General features: G+C 71.2%; 16 protein-coding genes. 6 read left to right on the top strand and 10 right to left on the bottom strand.

Translation table 11 applies throughout. The features are described from left to right. Window positions 1-32: 32 nt before the first annotated feature. The 4 genes from U4E84_RS03695 to U4E84_RS03710 all read right to left on the bottom strand — a co-directional run bounded on the left by U4E84_RS03695 (window position 33) and on the right by U4E84_RS03710 (window position 2,870). Window positions 33-275, bottom strand: coding sequence for an Rdx family protein (locus tag U4E84_RS03695; protein ID WP_322530749.1), 243 nt, complete (start codon window positions 273-275; stop codon window positions 33-35). A 60-nt stretch (window positions 276-335) separates the two neighbouring features. Further along, on the bottom strand, window positions 336-1,736 hold the full coding sequence (locus tag U4E84_RS03700) for a heme o synthase (RefSeq protein ID WP_322530750.1): 1,401 nt from the start codon (window positions 1,734-1,736) through the stop codon (window positions 336-338). Window positions 1,737-1,890: 154 nt separating this feature from the next. Further along, complete coding sequence (locus U4E84_RS03705; RefSeq protein ID WP_322530751.1) at window positions 1,891-2,352, bottom strand: adenylyltransferase/cytidyltransferase family protein; 462 nt, start codon at window positions 2,350-2,352, stop codon at window positions 1,891-1,893. Then, window positions 2,349-2,870: a Mov34/MPN/PAD-1 family protein gene (locus U4E84_RS03710; RefSeq protein ID WP_322530752.1), complete on the bottom strand. Its 522-nt coding sequence runs from the start codon at window positions 2,868-2,870 to the stop codon at window positions 2,349-2,351. Before U4E84_RS03710 ends, U4E84_RS03705 begins: the two co-directional genes overlap by 4 nt. A gap of 152 nt (window positions 2,871-3,022) precedes the next feature. On the opposite strand from U4E84_RS03710, the gene U4E84_RS03715 reads away from it, so the two are divergent. Further along, window positions 3,023-4,969, top strand: a complete 1,947-nt coding sequence (locus tag U4E84_RS03715) for an OB-fold nucleic acid binding domain-containing protein (protein WP_322530753.1) — start codon at window positions 3,023-3,025, stop codon at window positions 4,967-4,969. A gap of 27 nt (window positions 4,970-4,996) precedes the next feature. On the opposite strand, the gene U4E84_RS03720 is transcribed toward U4E84_RS03715, so the two are convergent. Together U4E84_RS03720 and U4E84_RS03725 are read right to left on the bottom strand one after the other, a co-directional pair. Next, window positions 4,997-6,757, bottom strand: coding sequence for a phospholipase D-like domain-containing protein (locus tag U4E84_RS03720; RefSeq protein ID WP_322530754.1), 1,761 nt, complete (start codon window positions 6,755-6,757; stop codon window positions 4,997-4,999). Between the two features lie 54 nt (window positions 6,758-6,811). Beyond that, window positions 6,812-8,521: a HEAT repeat domain-containing protein gene (locus U4E84_RS03725; RefSeq protein WP_322530755.1), complete on the bottom strand. Its 1,710-nt coding sequence runs from the start codon at window positions 8,519-8,521 to the stop codon at window positions 6,812-6,814. Between the two features lie 280 nt (window positions 8,522-8,801). Between U4E84_RS03725 and dpsA the strand changes: the two genes are divergently transcribed. After that, window positions 8,802-9,350: a DNA starvation/stationary phase protection protein DpsA gene (dpsA, locus tag U4E84_RS03730; protein ID WP_322530756.1), complete on the top strand. Its 549-nt coding sequence runs from the start codon at window positions 8,802-8,804 to the stop codon at window positions 9,348-9,350. Between the two features lie 110 nt (window positions 9,351-9,460). On the opposite strand, the gene U4E84_RS03735 is transcribed toward dpsA, so the two are convergent. Then, window positions 9,461-9,874: an Lrp/AsnC family transcriptional regulator gene (locus U4E84_RS03735; protein WP_322530757.1), complete on the bottom strand. Its 414-nt coding sequence runs from the start codon at window positions 9,872-9,874 to the stop codon at window positions 9,461-9,463. A gap of 96 nt (window positions 9,875-9,970) precedes the next feature. Between U4E84_RS03735 and carA the strand changes: the two genes are divergently transcribed. Next, window positions 9,971-11,032 (top strand): glutamine-hydrolyzing carbamoyl-phosphate synthase small subunit, encoded by a 1,062-nt coding sequence (gene carA, locus U4E84_RS03740; protein ID WP_322530758.1) that lies wholly within the window; start codon window positions 9,971-9,973, stop codon window positions 11,030-11,032. Between the two features lie 107 nt (window positions 11,033-11,139). Here the strand turns inward: carA and U4E84_RS03745 are convergent, their stop codons facing one another. Continuing rightward, window positions 11,140-11,367, bottom strand: a complete 228-nt coding sequence (locus tag U4E84_RS03745) for a hypothetical protein (RefSeq protein ID WP_322530759.1) — start codon at window positions 11,365-11,367, stop codon at window positions 11,140-11,142. 355 nt (window positions 11,368-11,722) lie between these two features. Here U4E84_RS03745 and U4E84_RS03750 point away from each other — a divergent pair, with 355 nt between their 5' ends. Then, the gene (locus tag U4E84_RS03750) at window positions 11,723-13,495 is read left to right on the top strand and encodes a glutamate--tRNA ligase (RefSeq protein WP_322530760.1); all 1,773 of its coding nucleotides are present in this window, start codon (window positions 11,723-11,725) and stop codon (window positions 13,493-13,495) included. Window positions 13,496-13,598: 103 nt separating this feature from the next. Continuing rightward, window positions 13,599-13,928 carry a ferredoxin family protein gene (locus U4E84_RS03755; protein ID WP_322530761.1) on the top strand — a complete coding sequence of 110 codons (330 nt, stop codon included), beginning with the start codon at window positions 13,599-13,601 and terminating at the stop codon, window positions 13,926-13,928. 373 nt (window positions 13,929-14,301) lie between these two features. Here the strand turns inward: U4E84_RS03755 and tmcA are convergent, their stop codons facing one another. Then, on the bottom strand, window positions 14,302-16,614 hold the full coding sequence (gene tmcA, locus U4E84_RS03760; RefSeq protein ID WP_322530762.1) for a tRNA(Met) cytidine acetyltransferase TmcA: 2,313 nt from the start codon (window positions 16,612-16,614) through the stop codon (window positions 14,302-14,304). Between the two features lie 132 nt (window positions 16,615-16,746). Between tmcA and U4E84_RS03765 the strand changes: the two genes are divergently transcribed. Further along, complete coding sequence (locus U4E84_RS03765; protein ID WP_322530763.1) at window positions 16,747-17,196, top strand: UPF0179 family protein; 450 nt, start codon at window positions 16,747-16,749, stop codon at window positions 17,194-17,196. Between the two features lie 28 nt (window positions 17,197-17,224). On the opposite strand, the gene U4E84_RS03770 is transcribed toward U4E84_RS03765, so the two are convergent. Then, window positions 17,225-17,950, bottom strand: a 726-nt coding sequence (locus U4E84_RS03770; protein ID WP_322530764.1) for a nucleoside phosphorylase, incomplete at its 5' end; no start/stop codon positions are given.

The raw sequence follows: 17,950 nt of genomic DNA on the forward strand, positions 1-17,950 counted from the left end.
CGCTGCGCGTCACGCGTCGGCGTCGGTCGGTGTCACGGCGTCGCGCCGACGTACGGCCTGACGGCGCGCACGATCGCGTCGACGTCGTACTCGTCTTCGGCCTTGTCGAAGACGACCTCGTCGTCCGCGCGCACGACGAACGCGCCCTTCTCGCCCGTCACCAGGGCGACCTCGTCGAGCCCCTCGCCGAACTGTTCTAAGAGCGCCCGCGACACGTCCTGCGCGCGGTTCAGCATGCCGCACGGGACGCAGTACTCGATCTCCACTCGGGTCATACGGGGTGCGTTTCGCGTCGAACGGTCTTAACAGTGTGGCGCGCGTCACCGGGCGTCCGATCACACCACGAGCGCGTCGAACACCACGGCGAGAAGCAGCAGGCCGAGATAGGCGTTCGAGGCGTGAAACGCGCGAAACGCCGCCGTTTCCGTCTGTTCGTAGTGAAGCCGGACGACGGCCCACAGGAACACCGCGCCGAGCGCGACGCCGACGGCGGCGTAGAGCGCGCCGAGCGGCTCGGCGACCGCCGCGAGCGCGACGGCGGCGACGAGCGTCGCCCCGAGGTACCAGACGATGTGACGGCGCGTCGCCGTCTCGCCGCGGACGACGGGCATCATGGGGAAGCCGCCGCGCTCGTAGTCGTCCTTGTAGGCCAGCGCGAGGTTGTAAAAGTGCGCGGGCGTCCACAGGAAGATGACTAAGGCGAGCAGCAGCCCGCCGCCGCCGACCTCGCCGGTGACCGCGGCCCAGCCGATGAGCGCCGGCAGCGCGCCGGCCGCCCCGCCGATGACGGTGTTCTGCACCGTCTTCGGCTTCAACACGAGGGTGTAGACGACGCTGTAAAACAGGATGGCGACCAGTCCGAGCGCCGCCGTCAGCGGGTTCACCGTCCAGAACAGCCCGAGCGAGACGGCGCTCAAGAGCAGACCGAACGCGAGCGCGTTGGACACCGGCACGAGGTCGGTCGCGAGCGGGCGGTCGCTGGTGCGCTGCATCCGCCTGTCGACGTCGCGCTCGAACACGTGGTTGAACGTCCCGGACGCGCCGATAGAGAGCGCGCCGCCCGCGAGCGTCGCGGCCACGACGTAGGGGGTGAACCCCGACCCGCCGGCCAGCGCCATCGCCGCGGCGGCGACGAGACAGAGCAGCCACATCAGGCGGGGCTTCATCATTCGAAAGTAGGCGCCGGCGGTCGCCCGCAGCCGCGGGACCGTCCCCGTCGGGATCTCCGGTTCCGGCGCCTCCTCGATCGGCGGGAGGTCGTCGGTCCCGGGCTGGAAGTCGACGGGGGCGTCGTCCGGGATGCCGGTCTCGGCCTCCAGCCGCCACGCGAGCGCGGCGAGGACGGCGCCGAAGATCGCCACGCCGAGGAGGAGGTGGACCGGGCCGAGCGCGGCGGGGAGCTCGCCGACGGCGACGAGCGCGCCGACGCCCGACTGGGCCGGGAACAGCAGGAGGGCGACCGCCAGCGCGGCGGTGACCCGACGGCTCGCCCGCTCTCGCCACGCGAGGGCGACCGAGAGGACCACGAGGCCGCCGACGACGACGGCGACCGCGCGGTGGCCGAGCGCGATCCACCCGGCGCTCTCGGCGGGCAGCGCGCCGCCCCCACAGAGCGGCCAGCCCGAGCAGGCCGTTGCCGCCTCGGTGAGCGAGGTTGTGGCGCCGGCGACGAGCAGGAGGTACACGCCCATCGCCGTCGCCGCGAGAACCGCGGGGAATCGGTCGGATTTCGTCACTCGGAGGGAGTTGGGAACGGACCCATATATGTCCCGCGCTTCGGCGGATCCGCGGCCTCGCGCCGCTATCGACCGCCGTACAGCGCGCCGACAACGCCGGTTTCACCCGCCGACGACGCCGGGTCGACCTGGGCGGCCGGCGCGAGCGGTGGCCCTACCGCTCGATATCGTCGACCTCGGCGCGTGACCCTCCGCGTCGGCGGAGGACCCGGTCGACGATGTCGCCGCTGGAGAGCAGCTCGCCGTCGTACCGCGGCTCCCGTCCCGACGCGCGCTCGACCCGACAGTCGATCTCTCGGACCGCCAGCGCCTCGGCGATCCGCTCTTCGTCGTGGTGCTGGTCGAATCCCAGCACGATCACGTCCGGATCGATCCGCTCGATGGGGACGAACACGTCCTCCGGGTCGCCGAGGTGCGCCTCGTCGACCGCGTCGAGGGCGGCGACAGTGTCGCGCCGCTGGCGGGCACACAGGATCGGCTCCGGCTTGTGCGTGACGTTCGATCGCCGGGCCACGATGGCGTGGAGCTCGTCGCCGTACGTCGCCGCGTCTTCGAGGTAGTGGACGTGGCCGGGGTGGAGCAGGTCGAAGGTCCCCTGCGCGACGACCCGCGTCATCGAAACCACGAGAGGAAGCCGCCGTCGTCGCGACGGTCTTCGACGAGTTCGCTGTCGATGTCCTCCTGGGTGAAATCGAAGAAGTGCTCGTCGGGGATCGGCACGTCGAGCACGTCGAGGGTGGTCTGGTTCCCCTCGTTGTCGAACGCCTTCCAGTCGCCCCACCCGTAGGGCGCGCCGACGATGATGTGGACTCGTCCCTGGCCGAACGTCGCGAGGTCGGCCGCGCTCGGCCTGAGCACGCCGTTGGGGTGCGAGTGGACGGAGCCGACGGCGCGCATGTCGTTCGGTTTCATGTGCGTGCGAACGCTCGCGCTCGTCGGGTTCGACTCGGTACCCGGGATGACGAGGACGTCGGTGATCACCTGCCCGTCTCGGTCGACGTCGAGCTTGCGGGCGTCGTCCGCGCGGAGGAACCCCATGTACTCGTTGGGGTGGGTCTCCTCGCTCGCCTCGAGGACGAACTCCATCGTCTCTCGGGCGATCCCGAGGAGCTCGTCCGAGCGGAACAGTCGCATACGCGAGCGAAGGCGCCGTCGCCCCATAGGGGTTCCGGACCGGACGACGGCGAGTTGGCGAGACGAGCGCGACCCGGTACCGCGTCCGCGCGTCGAGAGCGGCGGAGACGCGAGAGAACAGGCTTAACACCGGCCGTTCCCGATATCCGTCCATGAGCGAGAACTCCGCCGGGGATTCCGGCACGCGGGGCGATTCGAGCCCCGAACCCGACGCCGACGCGGCGAAGGGGACGGCCGACGACCGGCCGACCGTCTACGATCTGGCACCGGACTGCACGCTCGAAGACGCCGAGGTCGACGCGCTGTACCACGCAGAGGTCAACGGCGTCGTCGACTACGGCGTCTTCGTCGACGTCTCGGACGCGCTCTCCGGGCTCGTCCACGAGTCGAACCTCGACGGCGACTACGCGGTCGGCGACCGGCTGGTCGTCCGGCTGACCGAGGTGAAAGAGAACGGCGACGTCGCGTTCGACGACGAGGACCTCGACGACTACCGCACCGAGGCCGTCGCCCACGAGCCGACCCTCTCGCGCGTCCGCGGGCTCTCCCCGGGCGACGAGGTGACCGTCGAGGGCGAGGTCGTCCAGGCCAAACAGACCGGCGGTCCGACGATCTTCGCCGTCGCCGACGCCTCCGGCGTCGTCTCCTGTGCGGCCTTCGAGGAGGCCGGCGTCCGCGCGTACCCCGAGGTCGCCGTCGGCGACATGGTCCACGTCAGCGGGACGGTCGAGACCCGCGAGAACGTCCTCCAGCTGGAGGTCGACGCGCTGCGGCGACTCCCGGACGAGCGCGCCGCCGCCGCCCGCGAGCGGTACGAGGCCGCGCTCGACGAGCGCGCCGCCCCCGCCGACGTGGAGCCCCTCGTCGAGTGGGAGGCGTTCGAGCCGATACACGACGACCTCCGCGAGCTGGCCCGGCTGCTCCGCCGGACCGTCCTCGCCGGGCGGCCGATCCGCGTCCGGCACCACGCCGACGGCGACGGGATGTGCGCCGCGATCCCGGTCCAGCTCGCCTTGGAGAACTTCGTCCGCGACGTCCACGAGGACCCCGACGCGGCGCGGCACCTGTTCAAGCGGCTCCCGAGCAAGGCGCCGTACTACGAGATGGAGGACGTCACCCGCGACCTGAACTTCGCGTTGGAGGGGCGCGCCCGCCACGGCCAGAAGCTCCCCTTCCTGCTCATGCTCGACAACGGGTCGACGGAGGAGGACGTCCCCGCCTACGAGAACCTCGCGCACTACGACATCCCCATCGCCACCGTCGACCACCACCACCCCGACCCCGAGGCCGTCGAGCCGCTGCTTGACGCCCACGTCAACCCGTACCTCCACGGCGAGGACTACCGGGTCACCACGGGGATGATGTGCGTCGAGCTCGCCCGTCTGATCGACCCGTCGATCACCGAGGAGCTGGAGCACGTCCCGGCCGTCGCCGGGCTCTCCGACCGCTCGAAGGCGGAGGCGATGGACGACTACGTCGCGCTCGCGGCCGAGGCCGGCTACGACGAGTCCGACCTGCTCGACATCGGCGAGGCGCTCGACTACGCCGCTCACTGGCTGCGCTACTCCGAGGGGAAGACCCTCGTCAACGACGCGCTCAACGTCGGCTGCGACGACGAAGGGCGTCACGCGGAGCTCGTCGAATTCCTCTCCGAGCGCGCCGAGCGCGACGTCGACCGGCAGCTCGACGCGCTCGACGACCACGTCGAACACGAGCGGCTCGCCTCCGGCGCGCACCTCTACCGGATCGACCTCGACGAGTACGCACACCGGTTCACCTACCCGGCGCCCGGAAAGACCACCGGTGAACTCCACGACACCCGCGTCAAGGAGACGGGCGACCCGGTCATCACGATCGGCTACGGCCCGGACTTCTGCGTGCTCCGGTCCGACGGGGTCCGCCTCGACATCCCGAACATGGTGACCGAACTCAACGAGGAGCTCCCCGAGGCGGGCGTCTCCGGCGGCGGTCACCTCGTCGTCGGCTCGATAAAGTTCGTGAAGGGCCGTCGGAGCGCCGTCATCGAGACGCTCGTCGAGAAGATGGCCGACGCGGAGATCGACGAGGCACTCTCGTCGACGGTCGCGCTCGACGACTGAGGTTCGGTCGCTCTCCTCGCCGCCCCCTCACGCGAACGACACCTCCCGCCGCGCGACGAGCCCCGCCGCCCCGAGCGCGACCGCGAGCCCGCCGAGGAGCCCGATCGGCAGGTGGACCCCGCCGCCGCGCCAGTCGGCCGCGTACGCGAGCGCGTAGAAGTCGGCGACGGGTTCCGACTCGACCGCGAGCAGCACCTCCCGGTTCTCCGTCGCTGCTCCCTCGTTCCAGTTGAGGCTCCCGACGACCGCCGTGTCGTCGACGACGAGTCCCTTCGCGTGGACCTTCCCGTACCGGCCGCGCGGCTCCGAGACGGCGACGTCGATCGACTCGTTCGAGAGCGTCTCCGCGAGCGCCCGGTTCTCCTCGCGGTCGTACCACGCCCCCGACAGCAGCAGGTGGACGTCGACGCCGCGCTCCGCGGCCCGTCGGAGCGCGCGGACGATCCGATTGTCCGGGCCGCCGGTTCGCGGGACGACGGCGAGCGCGCGCTCGTCCGCGGCGTCGATCCGCGCGACGATCCGGTCGTCGGCGTTGTCCGGGGCGGTCAGGAGCGTGACGTTCGCCGCCGTCGGTTCGGGCGGGCCGAACCGCGTGGGATACGTCCCGTTCGCCGTTCCCGATCCGTGGAACTCCGCGTCGGCGCGGAACGCCTCCCACGACCGGGCGTCGGGCGCCGCCGCGTCCGCGCGGAACAGGGCTGCGAGGTCGTCGGCGGTGGTCTCGGAGGCCGTTTCGTCTCCCGCCGATCCGTTCGTCACCACGCCCCATCCGCGGTTCGTCCGCCCGCCGGAGCCGGAGCGCTGCCAGTTCTCCGTGAGGACCACGCCGCGGTCGTCGGCGACCGCGTACTTGGCGTGGTGGAACCGGAACCGCTCGGGGTCGCCGTCGAGGACCCGCACCTCGACGCCGGCGGCGGCGACGCGGTCGAGGAGTCGCGCGCTGCGCGAGGAGAACCCGCCGACCGGCGACCCCTCCACGAGGACGCGCACCTCGACCCCCCGGTCGGCGGCGGCGACGAGCAGGTCGGCGACGCGCTCGGACCCGAGGGTGTAGCCGGCGAGCAGCAGGCGGTCGTCGGCCGCTCGCAGGGGTTCGACCGGCATCCCCGGGCTGTCCGGTAGCACGAACGGGGTCACGGTCGCGTTCTCCGTGTCGGTCGCGCGCCGCGGGTCGTACCCCCGCGGTCGCCACTCGTTCCAGTCCGCGCGCCAGCGGTGCCCCTCGGGCGCGCGGTCGTAGTCGACCACGGCGACCGCCGTCCCGTTCCGGCGGAGTTCGACCCGATCCCCGGAGTCGGAGAGCGGGAAGTAGCCGTCGAGCGCGCGGAGCTCCGGCTCGCCGACGCCGCCGCTGCCGGGGACCGCGTTCTCGTCGTCGAGCAGGAGCGTCGCGTTCGTGGGGTCCATCGAGAGCGCGACGACGCCGCTCGCGTTCGACGGAATCTCCGCCTCGTAGTAGCCGTCGGAGAGCGACCAGTTCCCGCGCTCGGGGAGCCGGACGACGAGGTACTCGCCGCGGTTCTCCGCCGCCGTCGGGTTCGGGAACAGCTCGAGGATCCGCGGCTCCGTCGCCACGAGCGTCCGGTTCTCCGGCTCGTCGTTCAACTCCGCGGCGACGTCTCCCGAGCCCGTTACGGGGGGCGTCGAGCCGGTGCCGGCGTTACCCGCGGCCGCGCCGGGCGCAGCCGCGGTCAGGACGAGCACCCCGAGCGCGACGGCGACGACGGTCGCGAGGACGGCGACGCTCGCGTTCGGGGCCCTCGCGAGACGGGACGGCGTGGGTGACACGCGGGGTCTGGCCGCGGCATCGGATAAGAAGGGTCGGCCGGACGGCGGGCGGTGTCAGGCGGTCGCCGACGCCGCGTCGAGCGAGCGTCGGGCCTTCTCGGCCTCGGTCGAGACGAGGAACGAGCGCTCGTCGGCGTACTCGGCGACGGCTTCGAGGGCGTCGCGGGTGCCGATCTGGCGGAGCGCCCAGCCGGCGGCCGCCCGGACGTCGTCCGAGCCGTCGCCGTCGAGCACGTCCGCGAGCGGGTCGACCGCGCGGGCGTCGCCGATGAGTCCGAGCGCGCGCGCCGCGTGGGGACGGACGAGGTCGTCGGTGTCGCCCTCGGGGTCGAGCAGGTCAGCGGTCGGCTGGACCGCCTCGGCCGCGCCGATCTCGCCGAGCGCCTTGACCGTCGTCTTCTGGAGCTGCGGGTTCGAGTCCTCCGAGACGTACTCGACGAGGGTGTCCGTCGCCTCCTCGGCGGCCATCTTCCCGAGGATGCGGATCGCGAACTGGTCGCGCTTCTCCGCGCGGCCGAGTAGCTCCTCCAGCGAGGCCTCGGTCTTCCCGCGCTTGCCCATGCGTTCGAGCGATTCGAGGCAGTGGCGCTCCATGAAGTCGGAGGTGAGCGAGTCGAGCGCGAGCAGGATCATGTCGACGTTGCCGCGCGCCTCGTGTTCCTTCAGCGCCGACCACTCCACGGGGTAGTCCTTGTAGTGGCCGAGCACGTCGTAGAACCCCTGCGCGCGGAGCTGCTCGTGCGTCTCGAGATCGTCCCACTCTTCGGCGTCGTCGAGTCCAGCCTCGAGGGCGTCCGTCGCCTCGACCAGGGCCGCGATCGTGTCGGCGTCGTCGTCGGGGTCGAGGTCGGCGCTCTCGATCCCCTCGGCGACGGCGTCGAGGGCGTCGACGAGGACGGCGATTCGGGCGTTCTCGCTTTCGGAGGCGTCGGCGTCGTCTGCTTCGGCTTCGGCGTCGTCTGCTTCGGTGCCGTCGGTTTCCTCCGTCGCACCGTCGTCGACCGCGTCCCCCTCTTCGCCGCCGGGGGCTGTGGCGTCGCGGTCCGCGGCCTCCGGCTCCGTCTCGATCGCGTCCGCGTCCACGGCCTCGTCGACCGCGTCGGCGGCGTCGTCGACGAACGCCGTCACCGCGTCGGCGGCGTCGTCGCGCCCCGCGGCGGTCCACTGGGTGTCTTCGAGGGTCGCGGCGGCGTCCTCAATCGCGTCGACCACGTCCTCGGCGTAGGGGCCTCGCGCCTCCTCGACGCCCTCCCGGAGCTCCGCGACGCGGTCTTCGAGGTCGCCGCGCGGGTCGTCGGCGTCCTCGTCGTCCTCCTCGGGCTCGGGGAGGTCGGCCTCCTCGATCCCCGACTCGGCGTCGTCGAGGCGGGCGTCGACGTCGTCGAGGTCCGCCTCCGTCTCGGCGTCGTCGAGCAGCGCCGCGATCTCGTCGAGGTACTCGTTCAGGGACTCCTCGGTGGCGTCGTCGGGACGCGTCGGAACGGCGGTCGCGTCCGCCGACTCGTCCGTTCCCTCCGTCTCCTCCTCCGCGTCGGCTTCTTCCTCCTCCGCGTCGGCTTCTTCCTCCTCCGCGTCGGCTTCTTCCTCCTCCGCGTCGGCTTCTTCCTCCTCCGCGTCGTCCGGGGCGTCGGCCTCTGCCTCCGTGTCGTCCGGGGCGTCGGCCTCTGCCTCCGTGTCGTCCGGGGCGTCGGCTTCCTCCTCCGCGTCGTCTGCGGCGTTGGCCTCCTCGGAGGCGTCGGCCGGATCGTCGTCGCCGTGGCTCATACACACGAACTGCGCGCGTTGTCCATTAAGACGTTTCCCTTCGCGGGCGGAGTCGATACCACGTCACGGGCAGGACGGACGTTCCCGTCGGGACGAGAGACAGCGCATCACGGTCGCGGCGAGCGGGAAACCGATCACGCAGAGGGAACGCGACGCGCTCGCTGACTTCTCGATATCTCCGATCTGATGTCCAATGTGGAAAAATAAGTTTCAACACATGAAAATCTGATTATCTTAGTGAGAACAGTTAAGTGACCAGCGAGCCTACGTTATGGTAGACATGAGCACCCAAAAAGAGGCCCGTCAGCGCTACGGAGACGTTCACGAGAGCGAAGCGCTCCGCATCCCCGAAGAGAAGGCCGAACAGCTCGTCGACGCGCTCAACACCGACCTCGCCGCGACGTACGTTCTCTACCACCAGGTGAAAAAGCACCACTGGCTCGTCGAGGGCGCCGAGTTCCACGACATCCACGTCTACCTCGGTGAGGTCGCGGACGACCTCGAAGAGGGCGCGGACATGATCGCGGAGCGCGCGCAGGCGCTCGGCGGCGTGCCGCTCTCGGGCGGCGCGAACTTCGAGGAACACGCCCCGGTGAGCCCGGAGGACGCCGACGCCTACGACATCCGGACGTCGCTGGAGAACGACCTGGAGATGTTCGGCGACATCACGGAGATGCTCCGCGAGCACATCCAGCTCGCCAACAACCTCGGCGACTACAACACCGAAGAGCAGCTCCGCGAGGTCCTCATGGACGTCGAGGAGCACGGCCACCACATCGAGCACTACCTGGAGGACGACACCCTCGTCAGCCAGGGCACGCTCGACTAGACGCGCCGCGGCCGCCGCTTCCGGCCGATGATCGGGCGGGTGTCGCTCGCTCGAATTCTCTCGTTGTTTTCGACCCGATAGCGACGACGCCGGTCGTTCAGCCCTGAGGACTAGCCGAGCCGCTCGTCGAGGATGAGCCGCGTCTTCGTCGACTTCACCTCGTCCATCTCGCGGGCCTGCGAGATGAGCTCGTTGACGGCGCGGGTGTCGACGGCGTCGACGACGAGCACGATGTCGTCCTCGCCTGACACCTGCCAGACGAAGTCCACCTCCTCCCACTCCACCATGCGCTCGCCGACGGCGGCGGTGTCGACGTTCATCTCCACCGATATCTCGATCATCGCCTTCACGTTGCCGGTGCGGGTGGTGACGGTGAACCGCTCGATTATCCCCTCCTCCGTCATGCGGTCGACGCGGTTGCGCACGGTCCCCTCCGAGGTGCCGACTCGGTCGGCGATCTCGGTGTACGGGGTTCGCGCGTCCCGGCGCAGGATCGAGAGGATCCGGCGATCGAGGTCGTCCATACCGCGTCCTCTCGCTCCGCCGACTTACCCGTTACGAATATCGTAACGTATCTACGAACGACGCATTTATTACCCTATACACGTACGTATCTCGTAATGTCGGACGCCTACATCGCGCTGGCTGACGGACGCGTGCTCGAAGCGCGCGCTCGTGCGCCGGGGCGCACCCGTGGCGAACTGGTGTTCACGACCGCGTACACCGGCTACGAGGAGTCGCTCACCGACCCCTCCTACGCCGAACAGATCCTCACCTTCTCGTACCCGCTGATCGGGAACTACGGCGTCCGAACCGAGCGGTTCGAGTCCGACTCGGTCCAGCCGCGCGCGGCGATCGCCCGCGAGCTGACCGACGACGTCGCCGAGTGGCTCGCCGGCGAGGGTGTGCCCGCCGTCGACCACGTCGACACCCGCGAGATCGTCACCACCGTCCGCGAGGAGGGCGCGATGGCCTGCGGGATCGCCGCCGGACCGGACGCGACCCCAGAGGACGCGGTCGCGGAGATGGAGGCGTGCAAGCCGATGAGCGACCACGTCGACATCGGCGCGCAGGTGTCGGTGACGGAGCCGACCGTCCACGAGGGCGGCGGCGCCGCCGACGTCGCGATGCTCGACTGCGGCGCGAAGGGCTCAATCGTCTCCTCGCTCACCGAGCGCGGCGCGGACGTGCACGTCCTCCCGTACGACGCGACCCCCGAGGACGTCGCCACGGTCGACCCCGACGTGCTCTTCGTCTCGAACGGTCCGGGCGACCCGGAGAATTTCGTCGCCGCCCACGAGGTCGTCGACGCCTTCGCGGGCGATCTCCCGATGGCCGGCATCTGTCTCGGCCAGCAGGTGATCACGAGCGCGCTCGGCGGTTCGACCGAGAAGATGGCGTTCGGCCACCGCGGCGTCAACCAGCCCGTCAAGGACCTCCGCACCGACAAGGTCGTGATGACGACTCAGAACCACGGCTACACCGTCGCCGACACCGGTCCGCTAGAGGTCACGCAGGTGAACGTCAACGACGACACCGTCGAGGGGCTCGACAGCGAGGAGCTGGACGTCATCACCCGTCAGTATCACCCCGAGGCGAACCCCGGTCCGCACGACTCGCTGGGCTTCTTCGACGAGGTGCTGGAGCTGGCACAGTCGACGCCTCACGTCGCGGCCGACTGACCGTTCGCGGCTGACCACCCGCTCGCCGTTCCTTCGCTGACCACCCCGGAGTACCACCCGCCCGACGCCTGCGGGTTCCCGCGTCGGATCCCTTCGATCGTTCGCCCTCAGCCTCGTCCGGGCGGCCGACGCCGCCCCTCCCTGAACTCGGCGGAGAGCCGGCCGAGATACCACACGACCAGCAGTCCCAACAGGAGCCCGACGCCGAGGGCGACGAGCAGCTCGACCGGCGTCGGATTCCACTGGAGCGCGATGAGCGGCGGCGAGACGGCCACGAGCAGGACGAACCCGGCTTTGACCTTCCGGTTTCCCGCGTCGCGTTCCGCCTCCGACATGGGTCCTACCACGCCGACCCCTCCGCTCCTCGCGGGACGCGCCGAGACGCTGCCGTGTGCATGCTCCGATCAACGGCGCGCCGCGATATCAACCCGGCGGACCGCTCCGATCCCCAAGCCACCGGAGCCGCGCGTGATAAGCCTCTCGACCGTTCACGCCCGTAGCAACCGCCTACGGCTTCGACGCCGGCGTGAACGATCTGGGCCGTTCAAGTGCGTCCGACCGGTGGTGTCTCACGTCCCTGCCCGCGGACCACGCCGCTCCGTCCGCGGTCCCCGCCGCGGCAGCCGCTCTCAGCCCTCCGAGGGCCGCCGTTCCGCGGTGTTTTTGAGCCGACCCCGACAACCCACGCGCATGGACGAGGATCTCCGCGAGCGCGTCGAGGCGGCCGGCGAGACAGCCGCGCTGTTCAACGCGCTCAAACACGGCAGCGACCCGGACGTGGGCGCCATCATGGGCCCGCTCATGGGCGAGAACCCGGACTTCAGACCGCACGGCGACGAGATCCCGGGGGTCGTCGCGCCGGTCGTGAACCGGGTCGCCGGCATGGACGAGGCCGAACGCCGCGAGCGTCTCGGCGAGCTCGCGCCCGACAGGCTTGCGGAGCTCGAGGCCGACGACGAGGCGGACGAGCACGTCCTCCCCGACCTCCCGAACGCCGAAGCGGGCGAGGTCGTGATGCGCGCCGCGCCGAACCCCAACGGCCCGTGGCACGTCGGCCACGCCCGGATGCCCGCGGTGATCGGGACGTACAAGGAGCGGTACGACGGCGAGTTCATCTGCCGGTTCGACGACACGGACCCGGAGACGAAGCGGCCCGACCTCGACGCGTACGACGCCATCCTCGAAGACATCGAGTACCTCGGCTTCGAGGCCGACCGCGTGCTGAAAGCGTCCGACCGGCTCGACGTCTACTACGAACACGCCCGCGACTTGATCGACGCCGGCGGCGCGTACACCTGTTCGTGCTCCGCCGAGACCTTCTCCGCGCTCAAGAACGACGCCGAGGCGTGCCCGCACCGCGGAAAGGACGCCGCGACGGTCCGCGAGGAGTTCGACGCGATGGTCGCCGGCGAGTACGGCGCCGGCGAATCGGTGTTACGCGTGCGCACCGACATCGAGCACAAGAACCCCGCGCTGCGCGACTGGGTCGCGTTCCGCATCATCGACACGCCGCACCCGCGCGAGGAGGCCGCAGAGTACCGCTGCTGGCCCATGCTCGACTTCCAATCCGGCGTCGACGACCACCTCACGGGCGTCACGCACATCATCCGCGGGATCGACCTCCAGGACTCCGCGAAGCGCCAGCGGTTCGTCTACGACTACTTCGGCTGGGAGTACCCCGAGGTGCTCCACTGGGGCCACGTCCAGGTCGACGAGTACGACGTGAAGCTCTCCACGTCGACGATCAAGGAGCTGATCGAGGCCGGCGAGCTCACGGGCTGGGACGACCCCCGCGCGCCGACGATCCGCTCGATGCGCCGCCGCGGCATTCGGGGGCAGGCCCTCGTCGACTCGATGACGGAGCTTGGGATGTCCACCTCCGACGTCGACCTCGCCATGTCGTCGGTGTACGCGAACAACCGCGACCTGATCGACGACGACGCCAACCGGTACTTCCTCGTGCGCGACCGCGACGACGACCCGGCGGTCGAACTTCCCGTCGTCGACGGCGACGCGCCCGCGCCCGAGGCCGGCCATCCGCCGCTCCACCCCGACCACCCCGACCGCGGCGACCGCGAGGTGCCCGCGGGCCGGGTCGTCGTCGAGTCCTCCGACCTCCCGAGCGAGGGCGAGCGCGTCTGGCTCAAGGGCTACGGCTGCGTCCGGCACGCGGGCGACGAGCTGGCCTTCGTCGACGCCGACATCGACGTCGTCCGCGAGGGCGACGTGGACGTGGTCCACTGGGCACCGGCCGACGAGGGGCTCGAAACCCTTCTCCGCACCGTCTCCGGGGACGTCCGCGGGATCGCCGAGCCCGCGGTCGCCGACGTCGACCCCGACGGGATCGTGCAGTTCGAGCGCGTCGGCTTCGCGCGGATCGACGCGTTCGAGCCGGCCGCGACCGACGAGCCCGACGGACCGGACGGCGAGGAGGACCTGCTCGCGTACTACGCGCACCCGTAAGCGTTCTCGCTCGCCCCCGTAGGCGTTCTCGACCGCGGCAGCCGTTCTCGCCCGCTCCCGCGTCGCGGAGTTTAAACCACCGAGCGGCGAAGCGGAAGACAAGATGGCCATCGATCCGAACTTCGAACAGAGCCGCGAGCAGGTCGGCGAGGAGGACGGCGTCGCCGTGTGGGGTCCCGTCGACCCGCCCGAGAAGCAGGGGATCCGCGGCACGCACGTCGCCGTCGACTTCGACATCTGTCTCGCCGACGGCGCCTGCTTGGAGGACTGCCCGGTCGACGTGTTCGAGTGGGTGGACACCCCCGGACACCCGGAGTCCGAGCGGAAGGCGAACCCGATCGACGAGGACCAGTGTATCGACTGCATGCTCTGTGTCGACGTCTGCCCGGTTGACGCGATCGACGTCGACCCCGGCCGCGAGAACCGTTTGTAAGCGGTTGACTGCAGATAGACGGCGAACACTGCCACAGCCCCAGCCGCTCGGCTATCCGTCTTTATTTACAAATCGCTGATCGACACGAACACCTCCACAGCCCCGGCCGCGAGGCGGTCGCAGGCGACGTAAGCACTGGAAAGAGCGAACGGAGTGAGCGACTGAAGCGCGCAGCGAGCGTGCGACCGCCTCGCGGCTGCCCCTTTAAGTCCCACCCGCACCGCAGCCTCACGCCTCCCCAACCTCGCGGCTCACGCTTCGCGACTGCGTCGCTCGCGTTCGCCGCGTCCCTCGCGCGTGCGACTCGCGGCCTGCGGCCGCTCCTCGGCACGCGCCACCGTTTTGATTTTTTTATAACCGTCTCCTCCGTCGCTCAGTCGCTTATAAACCGCTCCCGCTCGCGGAGTGCGAACTCGGTCCCGTACCGCTCGACGAGGGGCTCGTACGCGTCCCCGAGCGCGCGCATGCAGGCGGCCGTCGAGACGTAGCCGAGCTCGTCGGCAACCGACTCCCACGGCCGGCCCTGCAGGACTTTTCGGACGAGGAGGCGTCGCTCCCGCGCGTCGAGTTCGGAGGCGTTTTCGATCAGCGCCGCCAGCGCCAGGTCCCGGAACGCGCCGGGCGCGCTGTCGTACATCCCGGGGCCGAACGACGCCCCCACGACGGAGCGCCACTCGGTCTCGGTCAGGTCCACGGACACCGGCGCCGGGCAGGCGCGGATCGCGCCCGCGACCACGTCGGGGTCGACGTCGCGGTGGGCGTCCGAGAGCCCGTCGCGCTCGCGGTCCCGGAAGGCGACGGCGTGGCGGGCGAGCAGGTCGCGGCCGTCCTCGGTCTCCGGCCGCAGCATGATCGCCGAGTGCTCGCCGGAGGCGTCGTTCCGGGACGTCGAGAGGTGGACCGTCCGGTAGCCCGCCCGCCGCCAGAACCGGAGGAGCCGCGGGGTCGCGCCGTAGCCGACCGAGAAGTAGTCGACCTCGTCTCCGAACTCGGCGTGGACCTCTGCCAGCAGACGCGAGCCGAACCCCGCGTCCCGGACGGCGTGGTGGGTCGCGATCCGGACGGTCCGCATCCCTCGGGGCTTCGCGGCCGCCTCGTCGCGGAGCTGGCTCGTGAGCACGTCCGGGACCATGTTGCCGCGGACGCGCTCGCCCTCGTACATCGCCCGGCGCGTCTCGGCGTCGAGCCCGCCCTCGCGCGCGAGCAGCGCGACCGCGACGACTCGCCCCTCGGCGACGAGCGCGCGCGCGGCGAGGTTCGGCGCGTCGAGGAGCCGCGCGAGGTCGTTCGGCTCGGTGCGGTAGTGGGCGGCGACGAGCAGCCCGAACGCCTCCCCGAGCAGGGCCTCGTCGGCCAGCAGGTCGTCGGGAGCGAGCGCCCGATACGTCGCGTCCCCGACCGCGCTCCCCGCGACCGCCTCGTCGACCGCCGGCCGCGCGTCGAGCAGGAGCGCCCGCGACGCCCACGCCTCGACCGGGTCGTTCCGCGCGTACCGGATCGGCTCGTCGAGCCGGACGTCCCGCACCGCGAGCGGACCGTCGAGCAGGCGCTCGCGGAACCGGATCGCGAACCCGCGGCCGGCCCCCTCGTAGCCGTGGACCGTCGTGCAGAACGCGGCCGACAGCGACGCGTCGAGGAAGCCCTCCAGCAGCCGCACCGGGAGCGCGGCCGCCTCGTCGACGATCGCGACGTCCGGACCGCCGGGCAGCTCCGCGGCCTCGGCGGGCGGCGCGTAGCGAACACGTCCGCCGCCCGGGGCGTCGACGCGGCGGGTCCCGCCCTCGGCGACGCCTCCCCCGCTCTCGGCGTCGACCGCCCCGACCAGCTCGCTCGCCCGCGCGAACACCTCCGCGGCGTTCCGGGCCGCGGGCGCGGTGACGAGCACGTCGGCGCCCGCGAGCGCGAGCGCGCCGGCCGCGAGCCCCGCCGCGCTGGACTTTCCGCGCCCGCGGTCCGCCTCGACGACGACCGCGTTGCCGGGAGTCGACAGCGACTCGAACGCCCGCACCGCGCGCGCCTGATCGGCCGTGAGACACGCCTCGTACGCGGCGCCGGGAAACGTCGCGTTCGGCGGGACGGCCGGCTCGCTCCCCGGGCCTGTCCCCGGGTCAGTCCCCGGGTCCGCCCCCGGGTCCGCCCCCGGCTCGGTCCCTTCCGTCGCCGCTCCCGTGAGCCCGTCGCGTTCGACGCGGTCGCCCTCGGGCCCGTCCGCGCCGAGAGAGACGATCGCGATCCCCGGATGCACGCGCAGGGTGTCGACGAGCCGCTCGCGGAACCGGCCGGTCACGTCGTCGACGCCGTACGGCGGGACCGCCAGCGAGTCGTCGAACCGGTCGCGGACCTCCGACCACAGGTCGAGGTCGGGCGTCAGGAGCACGAGGAGCCCGCCGCCGTCCACCGCGCCGACGCACCGACCGAGCGCGTTGGGGACGAACCGCTCGTGGCAGTCGAGGACGACGACCTCGCGGGTGCGCCCGAGCAACTCGTCCGCGTTCCGGGGACGGTGCTCCTCGAACCGGAACCCCTCGCGGGCCGAGACGACGGCGGTCGAGTCGGGTCCGACCGCCTCGATGGCGTCGTAGGCGGCGTCGACTCCGCGGTCGCGGTCGCCGGCGAACACCAGGACGCGCCGCTCGTTCGTCTCCTCGGCCTCCCGTTTCGCGTCCCGCGCGAGCGCCGCGATCATTCGTTCGGTCGTCGTTGCCGGGGATCGGGGATGTGTCTTGCCCTCCGGCGCGCTCCGTCCCCGTCATTCCGGAATCCTCGAACTCCCCCGCGAGGCGGGAGGCTTACGGCGGCGCGGAGCCTCGTGTCGCCTATGACCACGGTCACGCTCATCGGTACTCGGCTCGCGGACACGGGCCGCGAGTTCGTCTACGAGGGCGAGTCGCCCGACTGCGAGGGATGCCCCTACCGGAGCCAGTGTCTCAACCTCTCCGAGGGAACCCGGTACCGCGTGACGGGTATCCGGGAGAACGCCCAGACGCTCGACTGCGCCGTCCACGACGCCGGCGTCCGGGCGGTCGAGGTCGAGCCCGCGCCCGTCCCCGCGAACGTCCCGTCGAAGCAGGCGTACGCCGGCAGTCGCGTCTCGCTCGCGGGGCCGTGCCCGCACACCGAGTGCCCGAGCCACGGGTACTGCGTCCCCGACGGCGCCGACTTCGACGACGAGCGCGTGATCGACCAGGTGCTCGGCGAGCCGCCGCACGACGCCTGCGCGCTCGACCGGGACCTGACGATGGTGGAGTTCCGAGCGGAAGACGCGTAGGTCGCGCTCGGGAACGCCCGGTACCGGTCTACAGCGCGGTGACCGCGTTCAGCGTGATCCGGATCGCGCGCTCGACGTTGTCCTTGGCCTTCTCCGGCAGCTCGTCGTCCGAGTCCGCGCCCTTCTGCGTGCCCGCGACGAGGTTGCCGTCGACGGTGCAGATCGCGCCGGCGCGCAGCCCCTTGCGGCGCGCCAGCGCGAAGACGGTCGCGGCCTCCATCTCGATCGCGAGCAGGTTCGCGTCGTTCCAGTCGTCGACGTACTCGTCGTCCTCGTTGTAGAACGCGTCGTCGGAGACGATCGGTCCGACGTGGACGTCCTCGTCGTTGTCCTCGGCGGCGCCGACGAGCTCCGTGAGCGCGTCGTAGTCCGGGACCGCGGGGTACTCGGCCGACTCGTACCGCTTGCTCGTCCCCTCCTCCTTGGCGGCGCCCGTCGCGACCACCATGTCGCCGACCTCCAGCTCCGCCTGCAGCGCGCCGCAGGTGCCACACCGGAGGAACGTCTCCACACCGACCCGCGAGAGCTCCTCGACAGCGATCGCGGCCGACGGGCAGCCGATCCCGGTCGAGCAAATCGTGAGGTCGGTCCCCTCGTAGCTCGCGTTGACGACCTTGTACTCGCGGTTCTGCGCGACGAGCTCGCTGTCGTCACACAGGCCCGCGATCCGGTCGACCCGGCCCGGGTCGCCCGGGATGACCGCGATCTCGTGGACGTCGCCCTCCTCGACCAGCAGGTGCGGCTGTTTCGCCAT

The organism is Halorubrum sp. AD140 (assembly GCF_034497445.1).
In the GTDB taxonomy this organism is placed as follows: Archaea; Halobacteriota; Halobacteria; order Halobacteriales; family Haloferacaceae; genus Halorubrum.